The organism is Phytohabitans maris (assembly GCF_031085175.1).
Taxonomy (GTDB): Bacteria; Actinomycetota; Actinomycetes; order Mycobacteriales; family Micromonosporaceae; genus Phytohabitans; species Phytohabitans maris.
Map to the genome: position 1 here is coordinate 87,677 of NZ_JAVHUY010000009.1, position 20,622 is coordinate 108,298.

The window sequence follows — 20,622 nt, forward strand, 5'->3', positions numbered from 1 at the left end:
GTGGGTCAGGCCTCGGCCCAGACGGTGTGGGCGGTGCCGCCGAGGGCACGGGCGAGGGACTCGGCGCGGTCGCCGAAGGCTTTGCGGGTGCGGGCCGCGACGGTGCCGAAGCCCCGCAGCGACAGGCTCACCCCGGCACGGCCCTGCTCGTACTTCCAGACCCCGCAGATGCGCCCGCGGTCGAGCAGCACCGCGGAGATCCAGCCCTGCGGCCGGTAGATCTCCTCCTTGCGCTCCGGCGGCAGGAGCGCCTCGTGGTACCGGGGGCAGGCGGCCACCACGTACGGGTCGAAGCCGGGCAGCAGCCGGGCGTGCGGTCCGCGGGGCAGCGCGGCGGTCGTCAGCTCCTCCAGATCGGCGGCCCGGACGAAGCCGCGATGCCCCGCCACGTCGACCGGGGTGAGCTCGTCGCCGAGCCCGGCCATCGCCCGCCCGGCCTCGGCCGGCTGGCAGCCCCACCAGCGGGCGAAGTCCTCCCGGGCCACCGGCCCGTACGCGGCCACGAACCGGCGGACCACCTCCGCCAGAGCCCTGTCCGGGGCGATCGAGTCCCACTCGGCGTCCACCCAGTCCCGCGGGTTGACGAAGGTGACGTTGCGCCCGCGTCCACCGCCGAAGCACAGGTCGCCGCGGTACGCGGAGGGCTTGAACAGGTCGCCCCATCCGGAGCGCAGCCGCTCGGCCATCTCGGGCCGGCCGATCCGGTCGGCCACCGCGGCGGCCAGTTCCTCGCGGGTCAGCTCGGCGCCGGACAGCGCCGCCGGGATCGCCGCCTGGATCGCGTCCAGCTCGTCCCGGGTGATGCCCTGGTAGCGCAGCCAGGACGGGGTCAGGTGCGCGCGCCGCATCCGGCCGGCCGCCGTCCACAGTGGCAGCTCCGCGGCCGGCAGCAGGTGCAGCGTGCCGCGCATGGCCCAGGTCTTGACCAGCGCGCGGTCGGTCACCGCGGCGGCCACGTCACCCGGTACGAGCTTGTCCGACCGGACGGTGACCGCGAGTTCCGCGCAGGAGGCGACCTGCGCGTGCAGGCCGCAGAGCCGGGACGCGACGCCGGTGACGGTGTGTCCCGCGTCGCCGGGCTCCCCGGCGAGCAGGTGCCGCCCGAGGCGGAAGGCGAGCACCTGCTCCCAGGTGACCGGGACAGCGGGTCCGGCCCCGGTCATGCCGCCCGGTTCGCGGTCATGAACCGGCGCAGGCTGGCCGGCCGCATGTCGATCCAGACCCGATCGATGTGGTCCAGGCATTCCTGGCGGGTGCCGGTGAAGCCGGCGTCGAACCATCCCGCCGGCAGCGTCCGGTCGCTCCACCAGACGGAGTACTGCTCCTCCTCGTTGCGGACGACGGTGAACTGCTCGTCGTTCTCCGGGGCCGTCATGTCGTCTCCTTCCCTCGGTCCTGCTGTTAACTAGAGTTATTTCTTGCCGCTCCATTGTCAACCCCAGTAAGCATAACTAGAGTCAACACACTAGACGGCCGCCGTCTCGCGTGGCCCGCACCCCGGAGGAAGAGCCGTGACCCACTCTTTTCCGCCGCGCATAGTGGATCTCGTCGTCCGCCAGGTTCAGGCCCAGCCGGACGCCACCGCGGTCAGCGCCGGCGACCACTCGCTCACCTACCGCGACCTCGACCGGGCGTCCGATGCCGTCGCGTCCCGGCTGACCGCGGCCGGCACCCGTGCCGACGACGTCGTCGCGGTGCTCGCCGACCGCTCCCCCGACCTGATCGCCGCGCTGCTCGGCATCCTCAAGGCCGGCGCGGGATATCTCGTGGCCGACCCGTCCGCGCCCGCCGAGCGGCTGGCCTGGATCCTCGGCGACGCCGCGCCGGCCGCGATCCTGACCGGACCCGGGCACGCGCCGCCCGGCGACCCGGCGGTGCCGGTGCTGCCCCTGACCGGCCCCGCCGCCGGTCCCGCCGCCCCGGTGCCGGTCGCGCCCGGCACGCTGGCGTACGTCAGCTACACCTCCGGATCGACCGGCCGCCCCAAGGGTGTCGCCGTGCCGCACGACGCGGTCGTCCGGCTGGTGCACGACACCCGCTGGGCGAGCTTCGGACCGGACGACGTGTTTCTGCAGGCGTCCCCCGTCGCGTTCGACGCGTCCACCCTGGAGATCTGGGCGCCGCTGACGACCGGCGGGCGGCTCGCCGTGCACCCGCCCGGCCCGGTCACCGCGGCGAGCATCGCCGCGACGGTCGCGGCCGAGGGGGTCACCGTCCTGTGGCTCACCGCCGGGATCTTCCACCAGCTCGCCCGCACCTCCCCCGGCGCCCTGCGCGGCGTCCGGCACCTGCTGGCCGGCGGCGACGTGGTCGCGCCGCGGCAGATCGCCCAGGTCCTGGACGCGGTGGCCGGGCTCACCTTCACCAACGGGTACGGCCCGACCGAGAACACCACCTTCACCACCTGCTGGACCACCAGGACCGCCCCGACCGCCGGGACCACCCCGATCGGGCGCCCGATCGACGGAACCGCGGTACGGGTCCTGGACGACGAGCTACGCCCGGTGCGGCCGGGCACCGAAGGGCGGCTGTGGGCCGCCGGCCGCGGCCTGGCCCGCGGGTACCTGGGCCGCCCCGGCCTCACCGCGGAGAAGTTCCGGCCCGACCCGTGGGGCGCTCCCGGCGACCGGATGTACGACACCGGCGACCGGGTCCGCGTCGGTGCCGACGGCGCGATCGAGTACCTCGGCCGGGCCGACCAGCAGGTCAAGATCCGCGGCTTCCGGGTCGAGCCGGGCGAGATCGAGCAGACCCTGCGCCGCCACCCCGAGGTGGTCGACGCGGCCGTGGTCGCGCAGACCGACCCGGTGACCGGGACCCGGCTGGTCGGATACGTCGTGCTGGCCGGCACCGCCGGACCGCAGACCGCCGCCACTGTCCGCCGCGACCTCCGCGCCGAGCTGCCCGAGTACATGATCCCGGCCGCCGTGCTGCCGCTGGACCGGATGCCGCTCACCGCCAACGGCAAGGTGGACCGCTCCCGGCTGCCCGCCGCCGACCGCGCGCCCCGCACCGTGGAGGGTGACTACCACCCGCCGTCCACGGGCACCGAGGCCGAGCTCGCCGACGTGTGGGGCCGCGCCCTGCGGGTCGAGCCGATCGGCGTGGACGACGACTTCTTCGAGCTCGGCGGGCACTCGCTGCTCGCCGCCGAACTGGTCGGCGAGCTGCACCGCCGGTTCGCGGTCCGGGTCCCGGCCCGCACGCTCTACCGCGACGCGACCATCCGCCGGCTCGCGGCGGTCGTCGACGAGCTCCGGGACACCCTGGGCGTGGCGGCATGACCGCGCCGGCCGTACCCCGCTGCCCGTTCGGCTTCGGCGCCGCCGCGAGCCTCGACCTGATCGACCCCGGCCTGTACGCGCACCGGGACCCGCACCCGATCTGGCAGGGCCTGCGCGAGCACGACCCGGTCCACTGGCAGCAGGTCGGCCCGGATCTCGGCTTCTGGTCGGTGACCCGGTACGCCGACGTCGACCACGTGCTGCGCCGGCACGACCTGTTCACCTCCGAGGAGGGGTCGCTGCTGACCCTGCTCGGACGCGGCGATCCGGCCGGCGGCCGCCAGATCGCGGTCACCGACCCGCCCCGGCACACGCAGATGCGCGACCGGCTGCAACGCGCCATGACCAAGCGGTCGCTGGACACCCACGACGGCATGATCCGGGCGGAGATCCGGCAGCTGCTCGGCGCGGTCACCGACGGCGTCCCGGTCGACGTGGCCGCCTTGCTCACCGACCTGCCGATGGCCGTGACCGGCACGCTGATGGGTGTGCCGCGCGCGGACTGGCCGCGGCTGACCCGGCTCACCACGATGGCCATCGCGCCGGACGATCCGGAGTACGCGCTGCCCGGCGGCCCCGGCGCGACGCTGCGCGAGGCGCACCGGGAGCTGTTCGCGTACTTCCAGGACCTGCTGGACGACCGCCGCCGGGCCCCGGGCGAGGACCTGATCAGCCGGCTCATCGCCACCGAGGTGGACGACCGGCCGCTCGGTTCGAGCGAGATCGTGTCCAACTGCTACAGCCTGATCCTCGGCGCCAACACCACCACCCCGCACGTCCCGGTCGGCGCGCTCGCCGAGCTCGACCGCAGCGGCGGCTATCGGGACTGGGCCCGCCGCCCGGAGCTGCTCGCGTCCGGCATCGAGGAGGCGCTGCGTTGGGTGTCCCCGGCCAACCACTTCATGCGGCACGCCACGCGGGACACCGAGATCGCCGGGGTGCGGATCCGGGCCGGCGACCCGGTGGTGGCCTGGCTCGGATCGGCCAACCGGGACGAGCGCGTCTTCGACCGGCCGCACCGGTTCGACGTACGCCGCAAACCCAACCGGCACATCGCCTTCGGCGCCGGCCCGCACTACTGCATCGGGCACACCGTCGCCCGGGCCACCCTGCGGGCGCTGTTCGCCGAGCTGTTCGACCGGATCGAGTCGTACGAGGTGGTGGGCGAGCCGCGGCGGCTGGTGTCCAACTTCATCGCCGGGTACAAGCACCTCACCATCACCGCCCGGCTGCGGGACGTGGCGTCGTGACGGGCAAGTGGCTCACCCGCGCGCCCCTGCCCGAGTCCGCGGCACTGCTGTTCTGCCTCCCCTACAGCGGGTGCGGCGCGAGCATGTACCGGTCCTGGCCTCGCTTCGCCGGCGGGATCGAGCTGTGCCCGGTGCAGCTGCCCGGCCGGGAGAACCGGATGCGGGAGCCGGTTCCGGACACGTACGAGGAGATCGCCGAGGCGGTGGCCGCCGCGCTGCGGCCGGAGCTGGACCGCCCGTACGGGCTCTTCGGGCATTGCGGGTCGGCGCTGCTCGCGTACCAGACCGCGGTGGAACTGCAGCGCACCGGCGCCCCGCGCCCCGCCCACGTCTTCGTGTCATCCCAGGTCGCGCCCGACGAGGGCCCGTACGGCCGGTTCCTGCGCATGGACCGGGAAGCGCTGCGGACCGAGGTCGCCGAGCTGATGCGGCGTACCGGTAACCCGCCGGTGCCCGACCTGGTCGAGCTCTGCCTGGACGTGCTCACCACCGACGTGGCGGTGAACCGGCGCTACCGGCCGGAGACCCGGACCGTGCTCGACACGGCGCTGACCGCGATCGCCTGGACCGACGACGCCGAGGTCGAGCCGTGGCGCACGGAGGGCTGGGAGCGCTACGGCACCCCGACCCACCGGGCCCTGCTCGACGGCGGCCACCACAGCTTCCTCGACGCCCCGGCGCCGCTGCTCGACCTGTTCGCCACCGGCCTCGTCACCGGCCTCGTCACCGGCTCAGAGATGGAGAACGTCGGATGACCACCACTCAACTCCCCCGGCCCGCCCTCGCCGTCCCGGGACCGGCCGAGCCGCACGCCGACGGCACCACCCTGGCGCACCGCCTCGTCGAGGCGCGGGCCAAGCGCACCCCGCACGCGCTGGCCGCCACCGCCGGCCGCGAACGGCTGACCTACCGCGACCTCAACGCCCGGGCCAACCGGCTGGCCCGCACCCTGCGCGCCGCCGGTCTGCGCACTGAGGAGCCGGTCGCCCTGCTGATGGAGCGCTCGCTGGAGATGCTGGTCGGCTTCCTGGCCGTGCTGAAGTCCGGCGGCGCCGCGGTCCTGCTCGACCCCGGGCATCCCGACCAGCGGCTGCGCACCGTGGCCGCGGCGACCCGGCCGCGGCTGGTGCTCACCCTGGAGTACCTGCGCCGCCGGCTGCCCGAGCTGCCCGCCGTGCTGCTCGACACCGACTGGCCGGAGATCGACCGGCAGGCGCCCGACGACCTCAACGTGCCGGTGCACCTGGACAACCTCGCGTACCTGGTGCACACCTCGGGGTCGACCGGCGAGCCCAAGCGGGTCGGCGTGCCGCACCGCTCGGTCGCCCACAGCATCGCCACCCACCAGGCCGGGCACCGGATCACCGCCGACGACCGGGCCGCGTGGATCTCCCCGCCCGGCTCGTCGGCGGCGGTCGGCGAGATCTGGCCGTACCTGGCGGCCGGCGCCAGCGTGCACGCCGCACCCGCCGGCATCGTCGCCGACGTCGATGACCTGCGCGACTGGCTGCTGCGGTACGCCATCACCAAGGCGTTCCTGCCGATGCCGCTGGCCGAGCTGATGGTCAACCTTGACTGGCCGGCCGACACCGACCTGCGGCTGGTCACCATCGGCAGTGACACCGTGCGCCGCTGGGCGTCCGCCGCGCTGCCGTTCGAGGTGGCCGTCTCGTGCGGCTCGGCCGAGGCGAACGGGGTCACCAGCAGCCTGCTCCCGTGGGAGGGCCGGCTCACCAACCGCACCGCCACCGCCGCCGACCGGGCCGGGCTGCCCCCGGTCGGGCGGCCCTGGCCAGACGTACGCCTGCACCTGCTGGACGCCGCGCTGCGCGCCGTCCCGGCCGGAGCGATCGGCGAGATCTGCGTCGGCAGCCCGGAGCTGGCCCGCGGCTACCTCGGCGCGGCCGGCCTGACCGCGGACCGGTTCGTGCCCAACCCGTACGGGCGGCCCGGCACCCGGCTGTACCGCACCGGCGACCTCGGCCGGATGCGCCCGGACGGGCATCTGGAGCACCACGGCCGCACCGACCGGGACATCAAGATCCGCGGGTTTCGGGTGTCGCCGGCCGAGATCGAGGCCGAGCTGCTGAAGCTGCCCGGGATCCGGGACGCCGCGGTCGTCGCGGTCGAGGGCGATACCGAGGGCGCCGACCGGCGGCTCGTCGCGTACGTCGTCGCGGACCCCCGCCCGGACGCGGCCCGGATCCTCGCGTACCTCGCCGAGCGGCTCCCCGCCTACCTGGTCCCGGCGGTCGTGACCTTCCTGGACCGGATGCCGCTGACCCCGAACGGCAAGGTGGACCGCGCCGCCCTGCCCTCGCCCGACTGGGTGTCGATGGCCCGCTGCGGGGAGCACCGGAAACCGCGGGACGAGCTCGAGGCCGGGATCGCGGACGCCTTCGGCGAGGTGCTCGGCCACACCGGCGTAGGCGCCGAAGACAACTTCTTCCATCTCGGCGGGGACTCACTGGCCGGAGCGCGGCTGGCCCAGCGCCTGCGGGCGCTGCTGGGCAGGCGGGTGCCGCTGCGCGTGATCTTCCAGAACCCCACCCCGGCCGCCCTGGCCGGGCGCCTGCGCGCCTGACGTCGTGCTGTACGAGATGATGCCCGGAACGCCGGGCGCCGTGATCGACCGGCTGGTCGGCCGGCTCCGGGCCTGCCCGGACGTCGCCGCCTGGCCCGTCGACCTGGCCGGTCGCAGGTTCGTCGTGGTCAGCGGCGACGAGTCGCGGGTGCCCGCGCTCGACGCGGCCACCGCCGAGGTGGTGCTCGCCGAGCACAGCACCGCCGACCGCGGGTACTGGCTCGTCGGCCGGGAGAGCCGGGTGGCGCCCGACCAGGTCCGGATCGGCCGCGCCGCGGTCGGCGACGGCGGCGTGTGGTGCGCGGCCGGGCCGTGCGCCCTGGAGTCGGTGCCGGACACCCTGGAGACGGCGCGCGTGCTGCGCGCCCAGGGCGCCCGGGCGCTGCGGATGGGACTGTTCAAACCGCGCTCGAGCCCGTACCACTTCCAGGGCAAGGGGCGCGGCGGGCTGGCCGACCTGGCGGCGATCCGGGCCGAGGTGGGCCTGCCGGTGGTGACCGAGGTGCTGGACCCGCGGGACGTGCAGGTCGTCGCCGAGGTCGCCGACTGCCTGCAGGTGGACACGCGCAACATGTCCAACCGGGCGCTGCTGGCCGAGCTGGGCACGATCGACCGGCCGGTGCTGCTCATGCGCGGGCTGCGCTCGTCGGTGTCGGACTGGCTGCGCGCCGCCGAGTTCGTGTTCAGCCGCGGCAACCGGGCCGTCGTGCTGTGCGCCCGCGGGGTGGCGACGTTCGACGACTCGCTGGCCTTCCAGCCCGACTTCGGCGCCATCCTGGCCGTCCGGCAGCGGTGCGACCTGCCGGTCGTCTTCGACCCGAGCCACAGCACCGGACGCCGGCACGCGATCGCGCCGGCCGCGCTGGCCGCCGCCGCGTTCGGCGCCGACGGCATCCTGCTGGAGTCGTTCCTGCGCCCGGAACGGCTCTACCGGCCGGGCGACGGCGACCAGATGTACCCGCCGGGTCGGGTGGCCGAGCTGCTGGAGGCGTGCCGCCAGGTGCGGGCGGTCTTCGACCGGGTCGACGTCTGAGGCACGCAAGACGGGGCGGGCATCCACTGTGGATGCCCGCCCGTCCCGTACCCGGTCAGCCGAGCTCGGACACCGCGGTGGCCGGGGCGGCGGCCGCGCCGACGAGGATCCGTTCCAGCGTGGCGAGCTGGGCATCGATCGACTCGGCGTGCCAGAGCGCGGTGTTGTACTCGACGCCAAGCTCCAGCTCGTCCCCGCGCCGCATCGCGGTGTACGAGATGTCGTAGCGGGACGCACCACTGGAGACGTACCGCCAGGTCGACACGCAGTCCGGCAGGGCCAGGTTGACGTCGTCGCCGTCCTGCCAGGCCACGGTGACCTGGACCAGCGGCAGCCGGTTCGCCGCCCGCCGCGCGCCGATCAGCCGGGCCACGTCCGGCAGCGGCAGGCCCTGGTTGTCGTACGCGTCGATGGTCACCTCCCGGACGCCGGCGACGACCTCCGCGAACGTGGCCCCGCACGGCACCCGGACCCGCAGCGCCAGCACGTTGACCGAGCACCCGACGAGCTCGCGCGCGTCGGCGCGCTGCCGGTTCTCGGCCGGCGCCCCGACCACGAACTCCTCCTGCCCGGACAGGCGCGACAGCAGCACCGCGCACGCCGCGGCGAACACCACGAACGGCGTGGCCGACAGCTCCGTGCCGAGCGTCCCGACCGCGCTCATCAGCGGCGCCGACGGCACCCGGTCGTAGTGGCCACCGGCGAAGCTCAGGCCCTCCGGCGCCACCAGGTCGGTGCGCAGCCGCAGCTCCGGCACGCCGCGCAGCGCAGCGGCCCAGTAGTCGCGCTGGCGGTCCCCGGCCGGGCCGGCCAGCCAGTCGCGCTCCCACCGGGCGTACTCGGTCCAGGTCAGCGCGGGCGCCGGCAGCGCCGCCGGCCGGCCGTCCCGGGCCGCCCGGTACGCGGCCACCAGATCCCGCCGGAACGCGGACAGGCCGACCTCGTCCACGCCGATGTGGTGAAACACCACCAGCAGCCGGGCCCGGGCCGGCCCGGCCACCACCAGCTGGGCCCGGACCGGGGGCTCGGTGCGCAGGTCGAACCCGGACACCGCCTGCTCGCGGGCCATCCGGTCGGCGGCCGCCAGGGCCCGCTGCTCGCCGAGGCCGGTGAGGTCGTGCACCTCCAGCTCCGGCCCGGCGCCGGGCACGACCTGCTGCACGGGGCCATCCGCGGTCCACTCGTACCGGCACCGCAGCGCGTCGTGCCGGGCGGTCACCGCGGCGAACGCCGCCGCGAGCGCTTGCGGATCGAGCGTGCCGGTCAGGTCGAACTCCAGCGGGACGTTGTACGTCGGCCCGCCGGGGGCGAGCTGCTCCATCACCCAGATCTGCCGCTGCGCCCCGGTCAGCGGGGCCGGGCCGGGATCGGCGGCGGCCGGTTCGGCGGCGGCCGGCAGCAGGGCGTCCAGCTCGTCGGCGCTGAGCCCGGCCAGCAGTCGCAGGGTCTGTACGGCCTCCGGCTGCTCCCGGCAGATCACCCGGGCCAGACCGTCCACAGTGGGGTGTTCGAAGATCGCCCGGATCGGCACCTCGACGGCCAGCTCGTCACGGGCCAGCAGGGCCAGCCGGGCCACCATCATCGAGTGGCCGCCATGCTCGAACACGTCGTCGTGCGGGCCGTACCCGGGGTCGCCGAGCTCCCGGCGCCACAGTGCGAGCAGCGCCGGCCGGACCGTGTCGAGGCCGGGCGGGTCGCCGGCGTCCGGCTCGCCACCGGGCCGCCCGGCGGAGGCGTACCGCGGGACGGCGGCGGGCGGCAGCGCGGCCACCTCGTCCAGCGGCACGGTGATGCCGCCGATGACCGGAAACCGGTCCGCCGGGCCCAGGTCGACCACGACGCCACCCGGCCGCCGGTACCCGACCCGGCCGGTGTCCGGGCCGGGCGGCACGAGCACGTCGTCGATGCGCCCGCCCGGTCCGGCGCTGTGCAGCCGGCCCAGCGCGAAGTCGGGGGCCACGCAGTCGCCGATCAGCACCTCCCGTTCCGAGCCGGACCGCTCCCCCGCACCCAGCATCGGCAGCCGACCCAGCTCGAGCTCCGGATCCGCGCACCCGGCCCGCAGCACCGCTTCCAGGTGCCGGATCAGGCAGCGCACGTACTCCGCCTCGAACAGCGCGTCGTCGTACTCCACCCACAGGGTCACGCCGCTCGCGCCGACCTCGGCCTCGATCAGCAGGTCGAAGCGGGCGCGGCCGCGCGGAATCTGCTCCTCGGTGGCCCGGACCGGGCCGAACGGCACGCCGTCGGCCACCTTCGGCGACTGGGTGACCATCACCTGCACCAGCGGCGGGATGCTCGGGTCGCGGCCGGGCAGGCCCTCCACCATGCTGGTGAACGGCACCTCCTCGAACTCCAGCGCGTCCAGCACCGCGTCCGTGGTCTCGGCGAGCAGGCCGCGAAACGACAGGGCCGGGTGCGGACGCAGCCGCAGTGGCAGCGTGTTGGCGAAGAACCCGACCACGTCGTCGAAGCCGCCCGGGCTCCTTCCCGCGCCGGCGGTGCCGATGACCAGGTCGTCGTCCCCGGTGTGCCGGTGCGCCACCGCCGCGAACGCCGTGATCAGCACGCAGGCCGGGGTGCTGCTCTCCCGCATCGCGAAGTCGAGCAGCCCGCGGGCGGACGCCGGGTCCAGGTCGAACCGCTCACGCGCGCCGCGCTCGGACTTCACCGCCGGGCGCAGCCGTCCCTTGTGGAGGTCGAGCAGCGCGGGGGCGCCGGCCAGCCGATCCCGCCAGTACGCCTGTCCCTCGCTCAGCTCCCCGCCGGCCAGCGCCGCCCGCTGCCGCGTCACGTGGTCGGCGAACCGGGCGGCCGGCGGCGGCAGCACGGGCGGCCGGCCGGTCAGCTCGGCCGTCATCAGCTCGTCCAGGTCGGCGCGGATGAGCGCCAGCGACTGCCCGTCGGCGACCAGGTGGTGGCAGCCGATGAGGAGCAGGTGCTCGCGGGGGCCGAGGCGCAGCAGCATGCTGCGGGTCAGCGGCCCGCCGGCCAGGTCGTACGGGCGGTCGGCGAACTCGCGGGCGATCCGCTCGGCCGCCGGGCGGCGCTCGCCCGCCGGCAGGTGACCCAGGTCGTGCGCCGGGCCGGTGGCCAGCGACAGGGACTCCCGGTACCGGCACACCGGCGCGCCGTTCTCGGTCGGGAACGTGGCACGCAGCGACTCGTGCCGCTGCGCCACCGCGTCCAGCGCCCGGTCGAGCAGGCCGACGTCGAGGTCGCCGTCCAGCCGCAGCTGCCACAGCTCGTTGTACAGCCGCGCCGCCGGGGAGAGGTGTTCGATGAACCAGAGCTGCTCCTGGGCGTACGAGAGGGGCACCGGCCCGGCGGCGACCGTCGGGAAGTCGAGCATGACGCCTCCTCGTCACCGGGGCCGGGCGGCCAGGATCTTGGTGACCGAATGCGTGTGCGGCTCCGGCACGTCCGCGTGCGACGAGACGATCGTGACGTCTTCGACCCGCAGCAGCTCCCAGCCGGTGTACATGCGCAGGTACTCGTCGTGCGCGGGCAGCAGCCGGGGCGGATTGAGGTGCCGATCCAGCTGCTGCGCGCGGTCGTTGAACGAGCAGAGCACGTGCACCCCGCCCGGCCGGGTCGCCGCCTGGAGGTTCCGGACGGTCCGCCGGGCCTGGTCCAGGCTGGAGTTCCAGTGCAGCACGCTGTCGCAGACCACGACGTCGTACCCGCCGCCCGGGACGGCCCGCGAGACGTCCGCCGTTCCCCAGGTGATCCGCGGCTCGTCCGGCCAGAGCCGGCGGGCGTGCTCCAGGGCCAGTTCGGAGATGTCGACCGCGTCCACGGTCGCGCCGGCACGGGCCAGGAAGACCGTGTTGCGGCCCTCGCCGCAGCCGGCGTCGAGTGCCCGGGCGCCGTCCAGCGTGACGTGCCGCTCGAGCCCCGCCACGTACGGCTCCGGCTCGACGCCCCACAGGCACGGGGTCAGGGCGTACCCGTGGTCGCAGCCCCCGGCGTTGGCGGCCGGGTCGCTGATCGCGGTGGTCATCGGTTCTCCTCGGGGGTGATCTCGTCCAGGGTGCGGACCTTGGGCACGGGCGAGAAGATCAGCCACAGCAGCGCCAGCGGCGTGCCGATGGCGCTGACGTACAGGGCGTTGTGCAGGCCGATCCAGTCGCCGAGCAGGCCGGCACCGACCGCGCCGATCGGGATGACGCCGATGGTGACGAACCGGAAGCTGGCGTTGACCCGGCCGCGCATCCGGCTCGGCGTGATGGTCTGGCGCATCGTGATGCTGGTGATCGCGGAGATCACGATGCCGAGCCCGACGACCAGGTAGACCGCGCCGAACAGCACGGCCTGCACCGGTTTCGGCCCGCCGACGAACGGCAGGGCCACGATCGGGGCGACGGTCAGCGCGGTCGACCCGACCAGCGCCGGGCCGACCCCGATCCGGTCCACCAGCTTGCCGGTGACCAGCGCGCCGAGGGTGCCGCCGACGCTGCCGACGGCGAAGACGACACCGATGACACCGGCGCTGAGACCGACCTCGCGGTTGGCGTACACCAGGAACAGCACCATGACGATCTGGGAGAACAGGTTGAACGTCGCGGCCTCGGCGGCCAGGGCGCGCAGGTGCGCGTTCCCGAACGTGGCGACCAGGCCCTCCTTGATGTCCCGGAAGACGCCGCGGACCCCGCCGGTGCCGCCGCGGATCAGGTCGTCCTCGGACTCGCGGTGCCGCATCGCGCTGAGGCTCAGCGCGGACACCAGGAAGCTGAGCGCGTCCACGGCGATCGCGAACGGGGCGCGCAGCACCTGCACCAGGACGCCGCCGAGACCGGGGCCGACGATGCCGGAGATCTGCTCGGTCCCCTCCAGCTTGCTGTTCGCGTTGATCAGCCGGTCGTTGTCCAGCAGGGACCCCACGAACGCCGGGTACGCCAGGTTGAACACGACGGTCAGGCAGCCGACCACGAAGGCGGCGACGTAGAGCATCGGCATCGAGAGGATGTCGCCGAGCGCCAGCAGCGGGATGATGCCGAGCGCGAGGAAGCGGCCCAGGTCGGCCGCGATCATCAGGCGGCGGCGGCGCATCCGGTCGACCAGGACGCCGGCGAACAGCGTCAGCACCAGCCCCGCCAGGTCCTTCAGGCCGCTGAGGATGCCGATCTCGGTGGCCGACGCCCCCAGGAAGACCAGGGCGGTGAACGGCAGCGCGATCTCGGTGATCTGGCTGCCGATCGTGGACACGCCCTGCCCGAACCAGAGCAGCCGGAAGTCACGCCGGGAGTGGTCGCGCGGCGGAGCCGGCTCGGGGGGCGGGGTGGTCACGGGTGCGAGTGCGGTGGTCATCGGTGAACCTCCTGGCGAACTGGTCAGGCCGCTGCCGCGGTGGGAATGGCACGGGCGCCGGCGCACCGGCGCAACTTGTCGAGGGCACGGCTGGGGTCGTCGGCGACGACGGTGAGCCGTGAGGTGGCGAAGACGCCGCCGGCCGGGTCGCAGACCGGGTCGCCCCGGTACGGAACCTCGGCGGCATGGCCGGTGGCGGCGACGTCACCGCTGACCGTGTGGTCGTCGTACAGCGCGAAGATCGGCAGCCCGGTGGCCATCGCGGCCAGCCGCATGGTGCCGGAGATGCGCGGGTTGATCTCCAGGACCCGGGCCGCGCCGTCGGCGGTGACCAGGTACTCGATCTCGATCAGGCCGACCGCCCCGGCGGACACGGCGAGCGCCCGCGAATCGTCGCGCAGCCGGCGCTCCAGGGCCGGGTCGGTCGGCTCGTACGGGCACAGCCGCAGCCGGCGCCAGGGCGGCACCAGCGCGGTCGAGGTCGGCCCCTTCCAGATCGGCGGCAGGGTCACCACCCGCTCGCCGTCCCGGAAGACGACCATCGAGTACTCGACGCCGTCGGCGTACAGCTCGGCGATCTCGCCGGGGGCCGGAGCGCGGTCGCTCAGCCGGGTCAGCACGGTCCCGCGGCTCTGCGTGCCGTGCCGGGCCTTGATGACGACGAGCGGGTCGCCGGCGACCCCGGGCAGCCGGTCGCCGGTCGTCCAGGGCAGGCCCGGGCAGCCGCAGGCGTCGAAGAACTCCTTCATCAGCCGCTTGTCCAGCCCGATCCGGGTGGCCCGAGCGGATTGCGCGGTCGGCTGGAACCCGGATCCGGCGAGTGCCCGCGCCAGGGTCCGGTCCCGGCCGAGCGTGTCGTGCCCGGAGTGCAGCACCACCCGGCGCGAGCCGATCCGGGACAGGGCGTCGCGGACCACGCCGACGTCGACGGCGGGCGCCTCGCCGAGCACCACGGTGCGGTCCGCTCCGCCGGGGCCGAGGAAGTGCGGGAACCAGACGCCGACGCTCTCCGGCATGACCAGGTGCGCGGCGGGTTCGGTGGTGGGGGTCATCGGGCTCCTCCCGCGGCCGGGACCGGCGGGCCGGCCGCGCCCAGCCGGTCGAGGGCAGCGTGGAACGCGGCCCGGTACGGCTCGACCAGCGCTCCGGCGGTGTCGTTGAAATACGGCCCGGGAAGGCTGACCCAGCTGTCGTGCAGCGCCTCGGCGGCCGGTAGGTCGCCGCGACGGTGCCGGAAACGCCGGGCCAGCACGTCCGGCGGGTACGGGTGCCGGTGCCCCGGCTCGGCGCCGGTGAAGACGCTGCTCAGGTGCAGCGGCCGGGTGGCCGGCACGTCGGCCTTGACACCCTGCCGGCGCAGCGCGGCCACGAGGTCGTCCCGGCTGAACCCGGCCCGCTCGGGGTCGACCGTGACGACGACGTCGTACCAGCCGCCCATGGTCACGTGCGGGGCGATCACCGGACCGGTCAGCCCGGGCCGGGCGACCAGCGGCTCCAGCAGCCGGTGCACATTGGCGCGTTTCGCGGCCACCAGCTCCACGATCCGGTCCAGGTGGCTCTGCGCCAGCACCGCCGCGGGCGGGCTGATCCGCAGGTTGCCGCCGAGCCCGACGTCGGCCAGCCGGCGCAGCCGCGGATCGCGTACGGTGCGCTCGCTGCGCTGTTTGAAGGCGGTCAGCAGGCAGGCCAGGTCGTAGTGGCGGGAGTCGCGGGCGAGCAGCACCCCACCCATCCCGCCGGAGACGAGCTTGAGCCCGCCGATGCTGAAGACGGCGAGGTCGCCGAAGGTGCCGACCGGCCGGCCCCGGTACGTGGACCCGTGCGCGTGCGAGCAGTCCTCGACGAGGGCGAGCCCGCGCCGCCGGCACAGGGCGGTGATCTCGTCCATCGGCGCCGGGTGCCCGAACAGGTGGGTCACCGCCACCGCCCGGGTCCGCGGCGTCACCGCCCGCTCGATGCTCGCCGCGCTCACCGTGCCGTCCGGGCCGTCGCTGTCCGCGAGCACCGGGACGGCGCCGAGCAGGAACAGCGGAGAGGCGGTGGCGAGGAAGGTGAACGTCGGCACGATCACCTCGTCGCCGGGGCCGAGCCCGAGCGCGAAGTACGCCGCCAGCAGGGCACTGGTCCCGGAGTTCAGGGTGAGCGCGTGCCGCCCGTCGTGCCGCCGGGAGAACGCCGCCTCCAGGCCGGCGATCTCCGGCCCGTGGTCGTAGTCGAAGGAGCGGCCGCGCCGGATCAGCTCGGCGGCCCGGTCGGCCGCCGCGCGGTCGTAGACCGGCCAGCGCGGCGGGTGCGGGATGACGACGGGATCGTCGGTACCCATGTCGGCCTCCTAGGCGGCGACGGCCGCAGGCGCGGCCGCCGGGTGCGCCGGGGCCGGGATGAGCCCGCTCCGGACCCGCGCGAGCAGCCCGGCCGGGTCGGCGTGGACGAAGAAATGACCGGCGTCGAAGGTGTCGAGGATGAAGTCGCCGCGCGTCTCCACGCCCCAGGCGGCCATCCGGTCCGGTGACGCCTCCGGGTCGGTGCGCCCGGCGAAGGCGTGCACCGGGCAGGACAGCGGCGGGCCGGGCGGGCGGGGCGCGGTTTCCACCGCGGCCAGGTCGGCACGGACCGCGGGCAGCACCAGCCGGCGCAGTTCGGCGCTGTCCAGCACCTCGTCCGGGGTGCCGCCGAGCCGGCGCAGGTGGGCGACCAGATCGGGTTCGCTCAGGTGGTGCGCGGCCGGACCGGGCGGCGCGGCCGGGCCGGGCGAGGCGGCCACGAACAGCCGTTGCGGCGGCCGCCCCGCCGCGGCGAGGACGTGCGCGGCGTGGTGGGCCACCCGCGCGCCCATGCTGTAGCCGAACAGCGCGTACGGCCGGGCCGGCTCGGCCAGCATCGCGCGGGTGAGCCGATCGACCAGGATGGACATGGCGGCCACCGGGGGTTCGCCGATCCGGTTCTCCCGTCCGGGTAGCTGCACCGCGACGACCTCGGCGACACCGGTCAGGCCGGCGCCCCAGCCGCGGTAGAGGGAGGCGCTGCCACCGGCGTACGGCAGGCAGTACAGCCGCATCGGCGCCTCGGGGTCTCGCTCGTGGATCCGGAACCAAGGGTTCATCGCTCGCCCTTCCCCGCGGCGGCAAGGACCGCGGTCGTGTGTTCGGTGTCGGGGGCGGACGCCAGGCGCCGGTGTCCGGCGGCCCGCCACAGCGCGGCCGGCTGGCCCCATCTGGTCGCCTCGGTCCCGGCCAGGCGGTAGTAGTGCTGGATCGCGGCGTCGCCGGTGAGTCCGTAGGTGCCGTGCAGGTGCAGCGCGCGCCGGGTGACGCCGGTGGCCGCCTCGGCGGCGGCGGCGAGGGCCTGGATCGCGGCCAGGTCCGGCTCGCCGTCGGCCGGCGGCCAGGCGCGCGGCTGCGCAGCCGCCGAGTCCGGGCTGCCGGCGGCGTCCCGGTCGGCCAGCCAGGCGGCGTACGCGGTGAGCAGCCGGACCTCCTCGATCCGGACCAGGTCGGCGGCGAGGGCGAAGCCGGTGGCCTGGAAGGCGGCGATCGGTCGGCCGAACTGGTGTCGCTCGCCGCTGCGCCGGACCGCCAGGTCGTGCGCGCCGGCCGCGAGACCGACGAGGTAGGCGGCCTGCCGGATCCGCGCGCGGACCAGCGCGCCACCGGCCGGGGGCGGCGCCGTGGCCGGTGGGCGAGCGCCCGCCGCGACCCCGGCCGCGGCGGCCGGGCCGGTCTCCGCGGCCAGGCACCCGGACCGGTACGTGTCGCACGCCGCGACCCGTCCGAGCTCCTCGGCCACCACGACGCCGTAGCTCAGCCCGAGCCCGAGCCCGCCGGCGGCCGGCGCGATCTCCAGGCCGTGCAGACCCAGCCGGCCGAGCAGGTCGTGCACGTCGCCGCGGGGCGGTACGCCGCGCAGCGCCTGGCGCAGCGCCGCGCGCAGCTCGTCCTGCAGGGCGTCGGGCAGCGGCCTCATCGCGCGCTCCCGGACAGCGAGCCGGCGATCAGCTCGAGCATCACCTCGGAGACGCCGGCCGAGATGGTCAGGCCGGGCGCCTCCCGCCAGGCCGACTCGAGGCAGCGGGCGGGGCCGGTGGTCGGGGCGGTGGCCGCGCCGCGCAGGGCGGCACCCCACTCGGCCACCGCGGCGGCCGACTCGCTGGTGTGCAGCTTGGCCATCGCCGCGAACACCGGGTCGAAGCGGTCCTCCTCCAGCCGGGCCAGCGCGGCCCAGGCGAGCAGCCGGGCGGCGTCGGCGCTGGCGCCGTGGCGGCCCAGGTCGGCCAGGCTGTCGGCGGCGTCACCGGGGGTCAGCCCGCCGCGGGCGGTGTCGTACCAGCGGGCCGCCTTGAGCGCGTAGTCGAGCCCGGTGCGTTCCATGGCCAGCGCCGTGGTGAGCGCGGCCCAGCCGGCGCCGGGCGCACCGAGCACATCGGACTCCGGGACGAACACGGCGTCCAGGTCGACCCGGTGGAAATGCTCGTCGGCGAGACTGGGTATCCGCGTCGCGCGGACGCCGGGCGCGTGCAGGTCGATCAGCACGAGGGTGATGCCGTCGTAGCGGGACGCGGGGTCGCCGGTGCGCACCGCGGCGAGCGCCACGTCGCAGAGGGCGGCCTTGAGGCTGTAGATCTTCGTACCGCTCACCCGGTAACCGCCCGGCACGGGCTCGGCCCGGGTGGTCAGCGCGGCCAGGTCGGACCCGGCCTCCGGCTCGGTGTAGAGCACGCAGGCGAACCGCTCCCCGCCCGCGAACCGGGGCAGCCAGCGTCGTTGCTGGTCCGCCGTGCCGATGGCGCGCAGCACCGACCCGACGATCTGGACGGTGTTGATGTGCAGGGTGTCCGGGACACCGGCGCGGGACAGCTCCTCGGCGACCACGGCGACGCTCATCGGCCCGCCGTCGAGGCCGCCGAACTCGGCCGGCCAGTCGGGGGCGAGGACGCCTGCGGCGCCGATCGCCCGGTAGAGCGGGCGTTCGTCGGGTTCGCCGGCGCCGGCCGCCAGGTCGTCGATGGCGCGGCGGACGCCAGGCGTCGCCAGCACGGCGCGAACCCGGGCACGCAGCCGGCTCTGGTGCGAGTCGAATCCGAAGTCCACGACCCCTCCTTTCTCTAGTGCATCGAAGATTACTCCAGTAAAGTTCGCCCTGTCACTCCCGTAAACCCAATTTCCTGAGGAGGAGCGGTGACTGTTGACAGCGAGCTGATGCGCCGGCTCAGCCGCATCCCGGCCGACCGGCGGACGAGCTTCCTCACCGGATTGCGGGCGGCCATCGCCCCGCCCGCGCCGCTACCGGACGACATCGAGACCCTGATGCGCGAGTGGGCGCCCGGCGAGACCCCGCGCACGCCCCGCACCGTCACCGAGGTGTTCGCCGAAACGGCCGCCCGGCATCCCGGCCGGGTGGCGGTCGTCGACGGCTCCGGCCGCCGGACGTACGCCGACCTGGCCGCCGAGGTCGAGCGGTTGGCCGCCGCCCTGCACGCCCGTGGCGTGGACGCGGAGCGCCCGGTCGCGATCCTCACCGGACGCGGCGACGCACGGGCGGTCATCGGGATCCTGGCGGTGCTGCGGGCCGGCGGGTACTGGGTGCCGATCGACCCGGGCAATCCGGCCGAGCGCATCGCCGCCGTGCTGCGCGACGCCGATCCGGTCCTGGTCCTGGCCGACGCCGGCACCGAGCCGGCGCTGCCGCCGGACGGTCCGCCCGTGTTTCGCCTGGACCGGCCGTGGCCCGCCGCGCCCCCGCTCGCCGCCTCGCCCGGGCACCCGCACCGGCTGGCGTACGCCATCTACACCTCGGGCAGCACCGGCGTGCCCAAGGCGGTGCAGCTCGAGCACGCCGGCGCGGTGCACTTCGTCGAGACCGTCCAGCGGATGTTCGAGCTCACGCCCGAGGACCGGCTCATCCAGTACGCGTCGCTGGGCTTCGACGTGTCGGTGTTCGAGATCTTCGCCGCCCTGCTGACCGGCGCCTCGCTGTACCTGCCCGGCGACGACGAGCGGCTGTCGGTGACCGCCCTGTCGGCCGCGCTGCGCCGGGAGCGGATCACCGTCGTGGACCTGCCACCGGCCATCCTGGACCTGCTCGACCCGGCCGGCTTTCCGGACCTGCGGGTGGCCTTCGTCGGCGGCGAGGCGTTCACCGGCGAGCTGACGACCCGGTGGGCGCGGCACTGCCGGTTCCTCAACGGGTACGGCCCGACCGAGTGCACGGTGACCGTGGTGGCCAAGGAGTGCACCGGTGAGTGGACCACCTCGCCGCCGATCGGTCGGGCGATGGACAACCACGTCGCGTACGCCCTGGACGAACGGCTGCGCCCGGTGCCGGTGGGTGAGCCGGGTGAGCTCTGCGTCGGCGGTCCCGGCCTGGCCCGCGGGTACGCCGGCCGGCCCGGCCTGACCGCCGACCGGTTCGTCCCGGACCCCTGGGCCCGCCACCCGGGCGACCGGCTGTACCGCACCGGTGACCTGTGCCGCTGGACCGCCGACGGCGACCTGGTCTTCCTCGGCCGCAACGACCGGCAGGTGCAGGTCCACGGGCACCGGGTGGAGCTGGGCGACGTCGAGTCGGCCCTGGTCCGCACCGACGGGGTACGGCAGGCCGTGGCCACCACCGAGGACAGCGGTCAGCTGGTCGCCTACGTCGTACCGGTCGCCGCGCCGGCCGACCTGGCCGCGATCCGCGCCCGGACGGCCGAGCTGGTCCCCCGGCACATGGTCCCGTCCCGGCTCGTCGAGGTGGACGCGATCCCGCTGACGGTGAACGGCAAGACCGACCTGGCCGCGCTGCGCCGGATCCGGCCGGCCGGCGGCGACGCCGGCGTGGCCGAGCTGACCCCGACCCAGCGGCGGTTGCGCGAGACGTGCCTGTCGCCGGTGCTCGGGACGGTCGCCGCCGGCCCGGACGACGACTTCTTCGAGCTGGGCGGGGACAGCATCCAGGCGATCCGGCTGCTGTCCCGGGTACGCGAGGAGTTCGGCGCCGAGATCGCGCTGGGCGACTTCCTCCGCGCGCCGACACTGGCCTGGCTCGCGGGCGCGGTCGAAACGGCCGCGCCGGCCGGGGCGGGCAGCGGCCTGGATGCCATCCTCGCCGGCCTGGCGGACCTGTCCGACGACGAGGTCGAGGCGATGCTCGCCGAGTGAGCCCGGACGGCGGCGGGTCCCG

General features: G+C 75.3%; 16 protein-coding genes. 6 read left to right on the plus strand and 10 right to left on the minus strand.

Annotated elements, in window-relative coordinates; translation table 11 throughout:
• Positions 1 to 5: 5 nt before the first annotated feature.
• Both RB614_RS11600 and RB614_RS11605 read right to left on the minus strand, forming a co-directional pair.
• Positions 6 to 1,163: a winged helix DNA-binding domain-containing protein gene (locus RB614_RS11600; RefSeq protein WP_308712440.1), complete on the minus strand. Its 1,158-nt coding sequence runs from the start codon at positions 1,161 to 1,163 to the stop codon at positions 6 to 8.
• A complete protein-coding gene (locus RB614_RS11605) occupies positions 1,160 to 1,375 on the minus strand; it encodes an MbtH family protein (protein WP_308712441.1) in 216 nt (71 codons plus the stop codon). The genes RB614_RS11600 and RB614_RS11605 overlap by 4 nt, the downstream gene beginning before the upstream one ends.
• Positions 1,376 to 1,511: 136 nt before the next feature.
• On the opposite strand from RB614_RS11605, the gene RB614_RS11610 reads away from it, so the two are divergent.
• From RB614_RS11610 to RB614_RS11630, 5 genes are read left to right on the plus strand one after another with little or no spacing between them, the layout of a single operon-like run.
• Positions 1,512 to 3,284: an amino acid adenylation domain-containing protein gene (locus tag RB614_RS11610; RefSeq protein ID WP_308712442.1), complete on the plus strand. Its 1,773-nt coding sequence runs from the start codon at positions 1,512 to 1,514 to the stop codon at positions 3,282 to 3,284.
• The gene (locus RB614_RS11615; protein ID WP_308712443.1) at positions 3,281 to 4,534 is read left to right on the plus strand and encodes a cytochrome P450; all 1,254 of its coding nucleotides are present in this window, start codon (positions 3,281 to 3,283) and stop codon (positions 4,532 to 4,534) included. Before RB614_RS11610 ends, RB614_RS11615 begins: the two co-directional genes overlap by 4 nt.
• On the plus strand, positions 4,531 to 5,289 hold the full coding sequence (locus tag RB614_RS11620; protein ID WP_308712444.1) for a thioesterase II family protein: 759 nt from the start codon (positions 4,531 to 4,533) through the stop codon (positions 5,287 to 5,289). Before RB614_RS11615 ends, RB614_RS11620 begins: the two co-directional genes overlap by 4 nt.
• Positions 5,286 to 7,118 carry a non-ribosomal peptide synthetase gene (locus tag RB614_RS11625; RefSeq protein WP_308712445.1) on the plus strand — a complete coding sequence of 611 codons (1,833 nt, stop codon included), beginning with the start codon at positions 5,286 to 5,288 and terminating at the stop codon, positions 7,116 to 7,118. Before RB614_RS11620 ends, RB614_RS11625 begins: the two co-directional genes overlap by 4 nt.
• A gap of 4 nt (positions 7,119 to 7,122) precedes the next feature.
• On the plus strand, positions 7,123 to 8,151 hold the full coding sequence (locus RB614_RS11630) for a hypothetical protein (protein WP_308712446.1): 1,029 nt from the start codon (positions 7,123 to 7,125) through the stop codon (positions 8,149 to 8,151).
• Positions 8,152 to 8,206: 55 nt separating this feature from the next.
• Here the strand turns inward: RB614_RS11630 and RB614_RS11635 are convergent, their stop codons facing one another.
• From RB614_RS11635 to RB614_RS11670, 8 genes are read right to left on the minus strand one after another with little or no spacing between them, the layout of a single operon-like run.
• Complete coding sequence (locus tag RB614_RS11635) at positions 8,207 to 11,503, minus strand: condensation domain-containing protein (RefSeq protein WP_308712447.1); 3,297 nt, start codon at positions 11,501 to 11,503, stop codon at positions 8,207 to 8,209.
• 12 nt (positions 11,504 to 11,515) lie between these two features.
• Positions 11,516 to 12,154 carry a class I SAM-dependent methyltransferase gene (locus RB614_RS11640; protein WP_308712448.1) on the minus strand — a complete coding sequence of 213 codons (639 nt, stop codon included), beginning with the start codon at positions 12,152 to 12,154 and terminating at the stop codon, positions 11,516 to 11,518.
• Entirely contained in the window at positions 12,151 to 13,461 is a 1,311-nt protein-coding gene (locus RB614_RS11645) for an MFS transporter (RefSeq protein WP_308712449.1), read from the minus strand. The genes RB614_RS11640 and RB614_RS11645 overlap by 4 nt, the downstream gene beginning before the upstream one ends.
• Positions 13,462 to 13,484: 23 nt before the next feature.
• On the minus strand, positions 13,485 to 14,513 hold the full coding sequence (locus RB614_RS11650; protein WP_308712450.1) for an ATP-binding protein: 1,029 nt from the start codon (positions 14,511 to 14,513) through the stop codon (positions 13,485 to 13,487).
• Positions 14,510 to 15,784, minus strand: coding sequence for a DegT/DnrJ/EryC1/StrS family aminotransferase (locus RB614_RS11655; protein ID WP_308712451.1), 1,275 nt, complete (start codon positions 15,782 to 15,784; stop codon positions 14,510 to 14,512). The genes RB614_RS11650 and RB614_RS11655 overlap by 4 nt, the downstream gene beginning before the upstream one ends.
• Positions 15,785 to 15,793: 9 nt before the next feature.
• Positions 15,794 to 16,564, minus strand: coding sequence for a thioesterase II family protein (locus RB614_RS11660; RefSeq protein ID WP_308712452.1), 771 nt, complete (start codon positions 16,562 to 16,564; stop codon positions 15,794 to 15,796).
• Positions 16,561 to 17,424, minus strand: coding sequence for an acyl-CoA dehydrogenase family protein (locus RB614_RS11665; protein WP_308712453.1), 864 nt, complete (start codon positions 17,422 to 17,424; stop codon positions 16,561 to 16,563). The genes RB614_RS11660 and RB614_RS11665 overlap by 4 nt, the downstream gene beginning before the upstream one ends.
• Positions 17,421 to 18,548 carry an acyl-CoA dehydrogenase family protein gene (locus tag RB614_RS11670; protein ID WP_308712454.1) on the minus strand — a complete coding sequence of 376 codons (1,128 nt, stop codon included), beginning with the start codon at positions 18,546 to 18,548 and terminating at the stop codon, positions 17,421 to 17,423. The genes RB614_RS11665 and RB614_RS11670 overlap by 4 nt, the downstream gene beginning before the upstream one ends.
• 87 nt (positions 18,549 to 18,635) lie before the next feature.
• Here RB614_RS11670 and RB614_RS11675 point away from each other — a divergent pair, with 87 nt between their 5' ends.
• Complete coding sequence (locus RB614_RS11675) at positions 18,636 to 20,600, plus strand: non-ribosomal peptide synthetase (protein WP_308712455.1); 1,965 nt, start codon at positions 18,636 to 18,638, stop codon at positions 20,598 to 20,600.
• Positions 20,601 to 20,622: the final 22 nt, after the last annotated feature.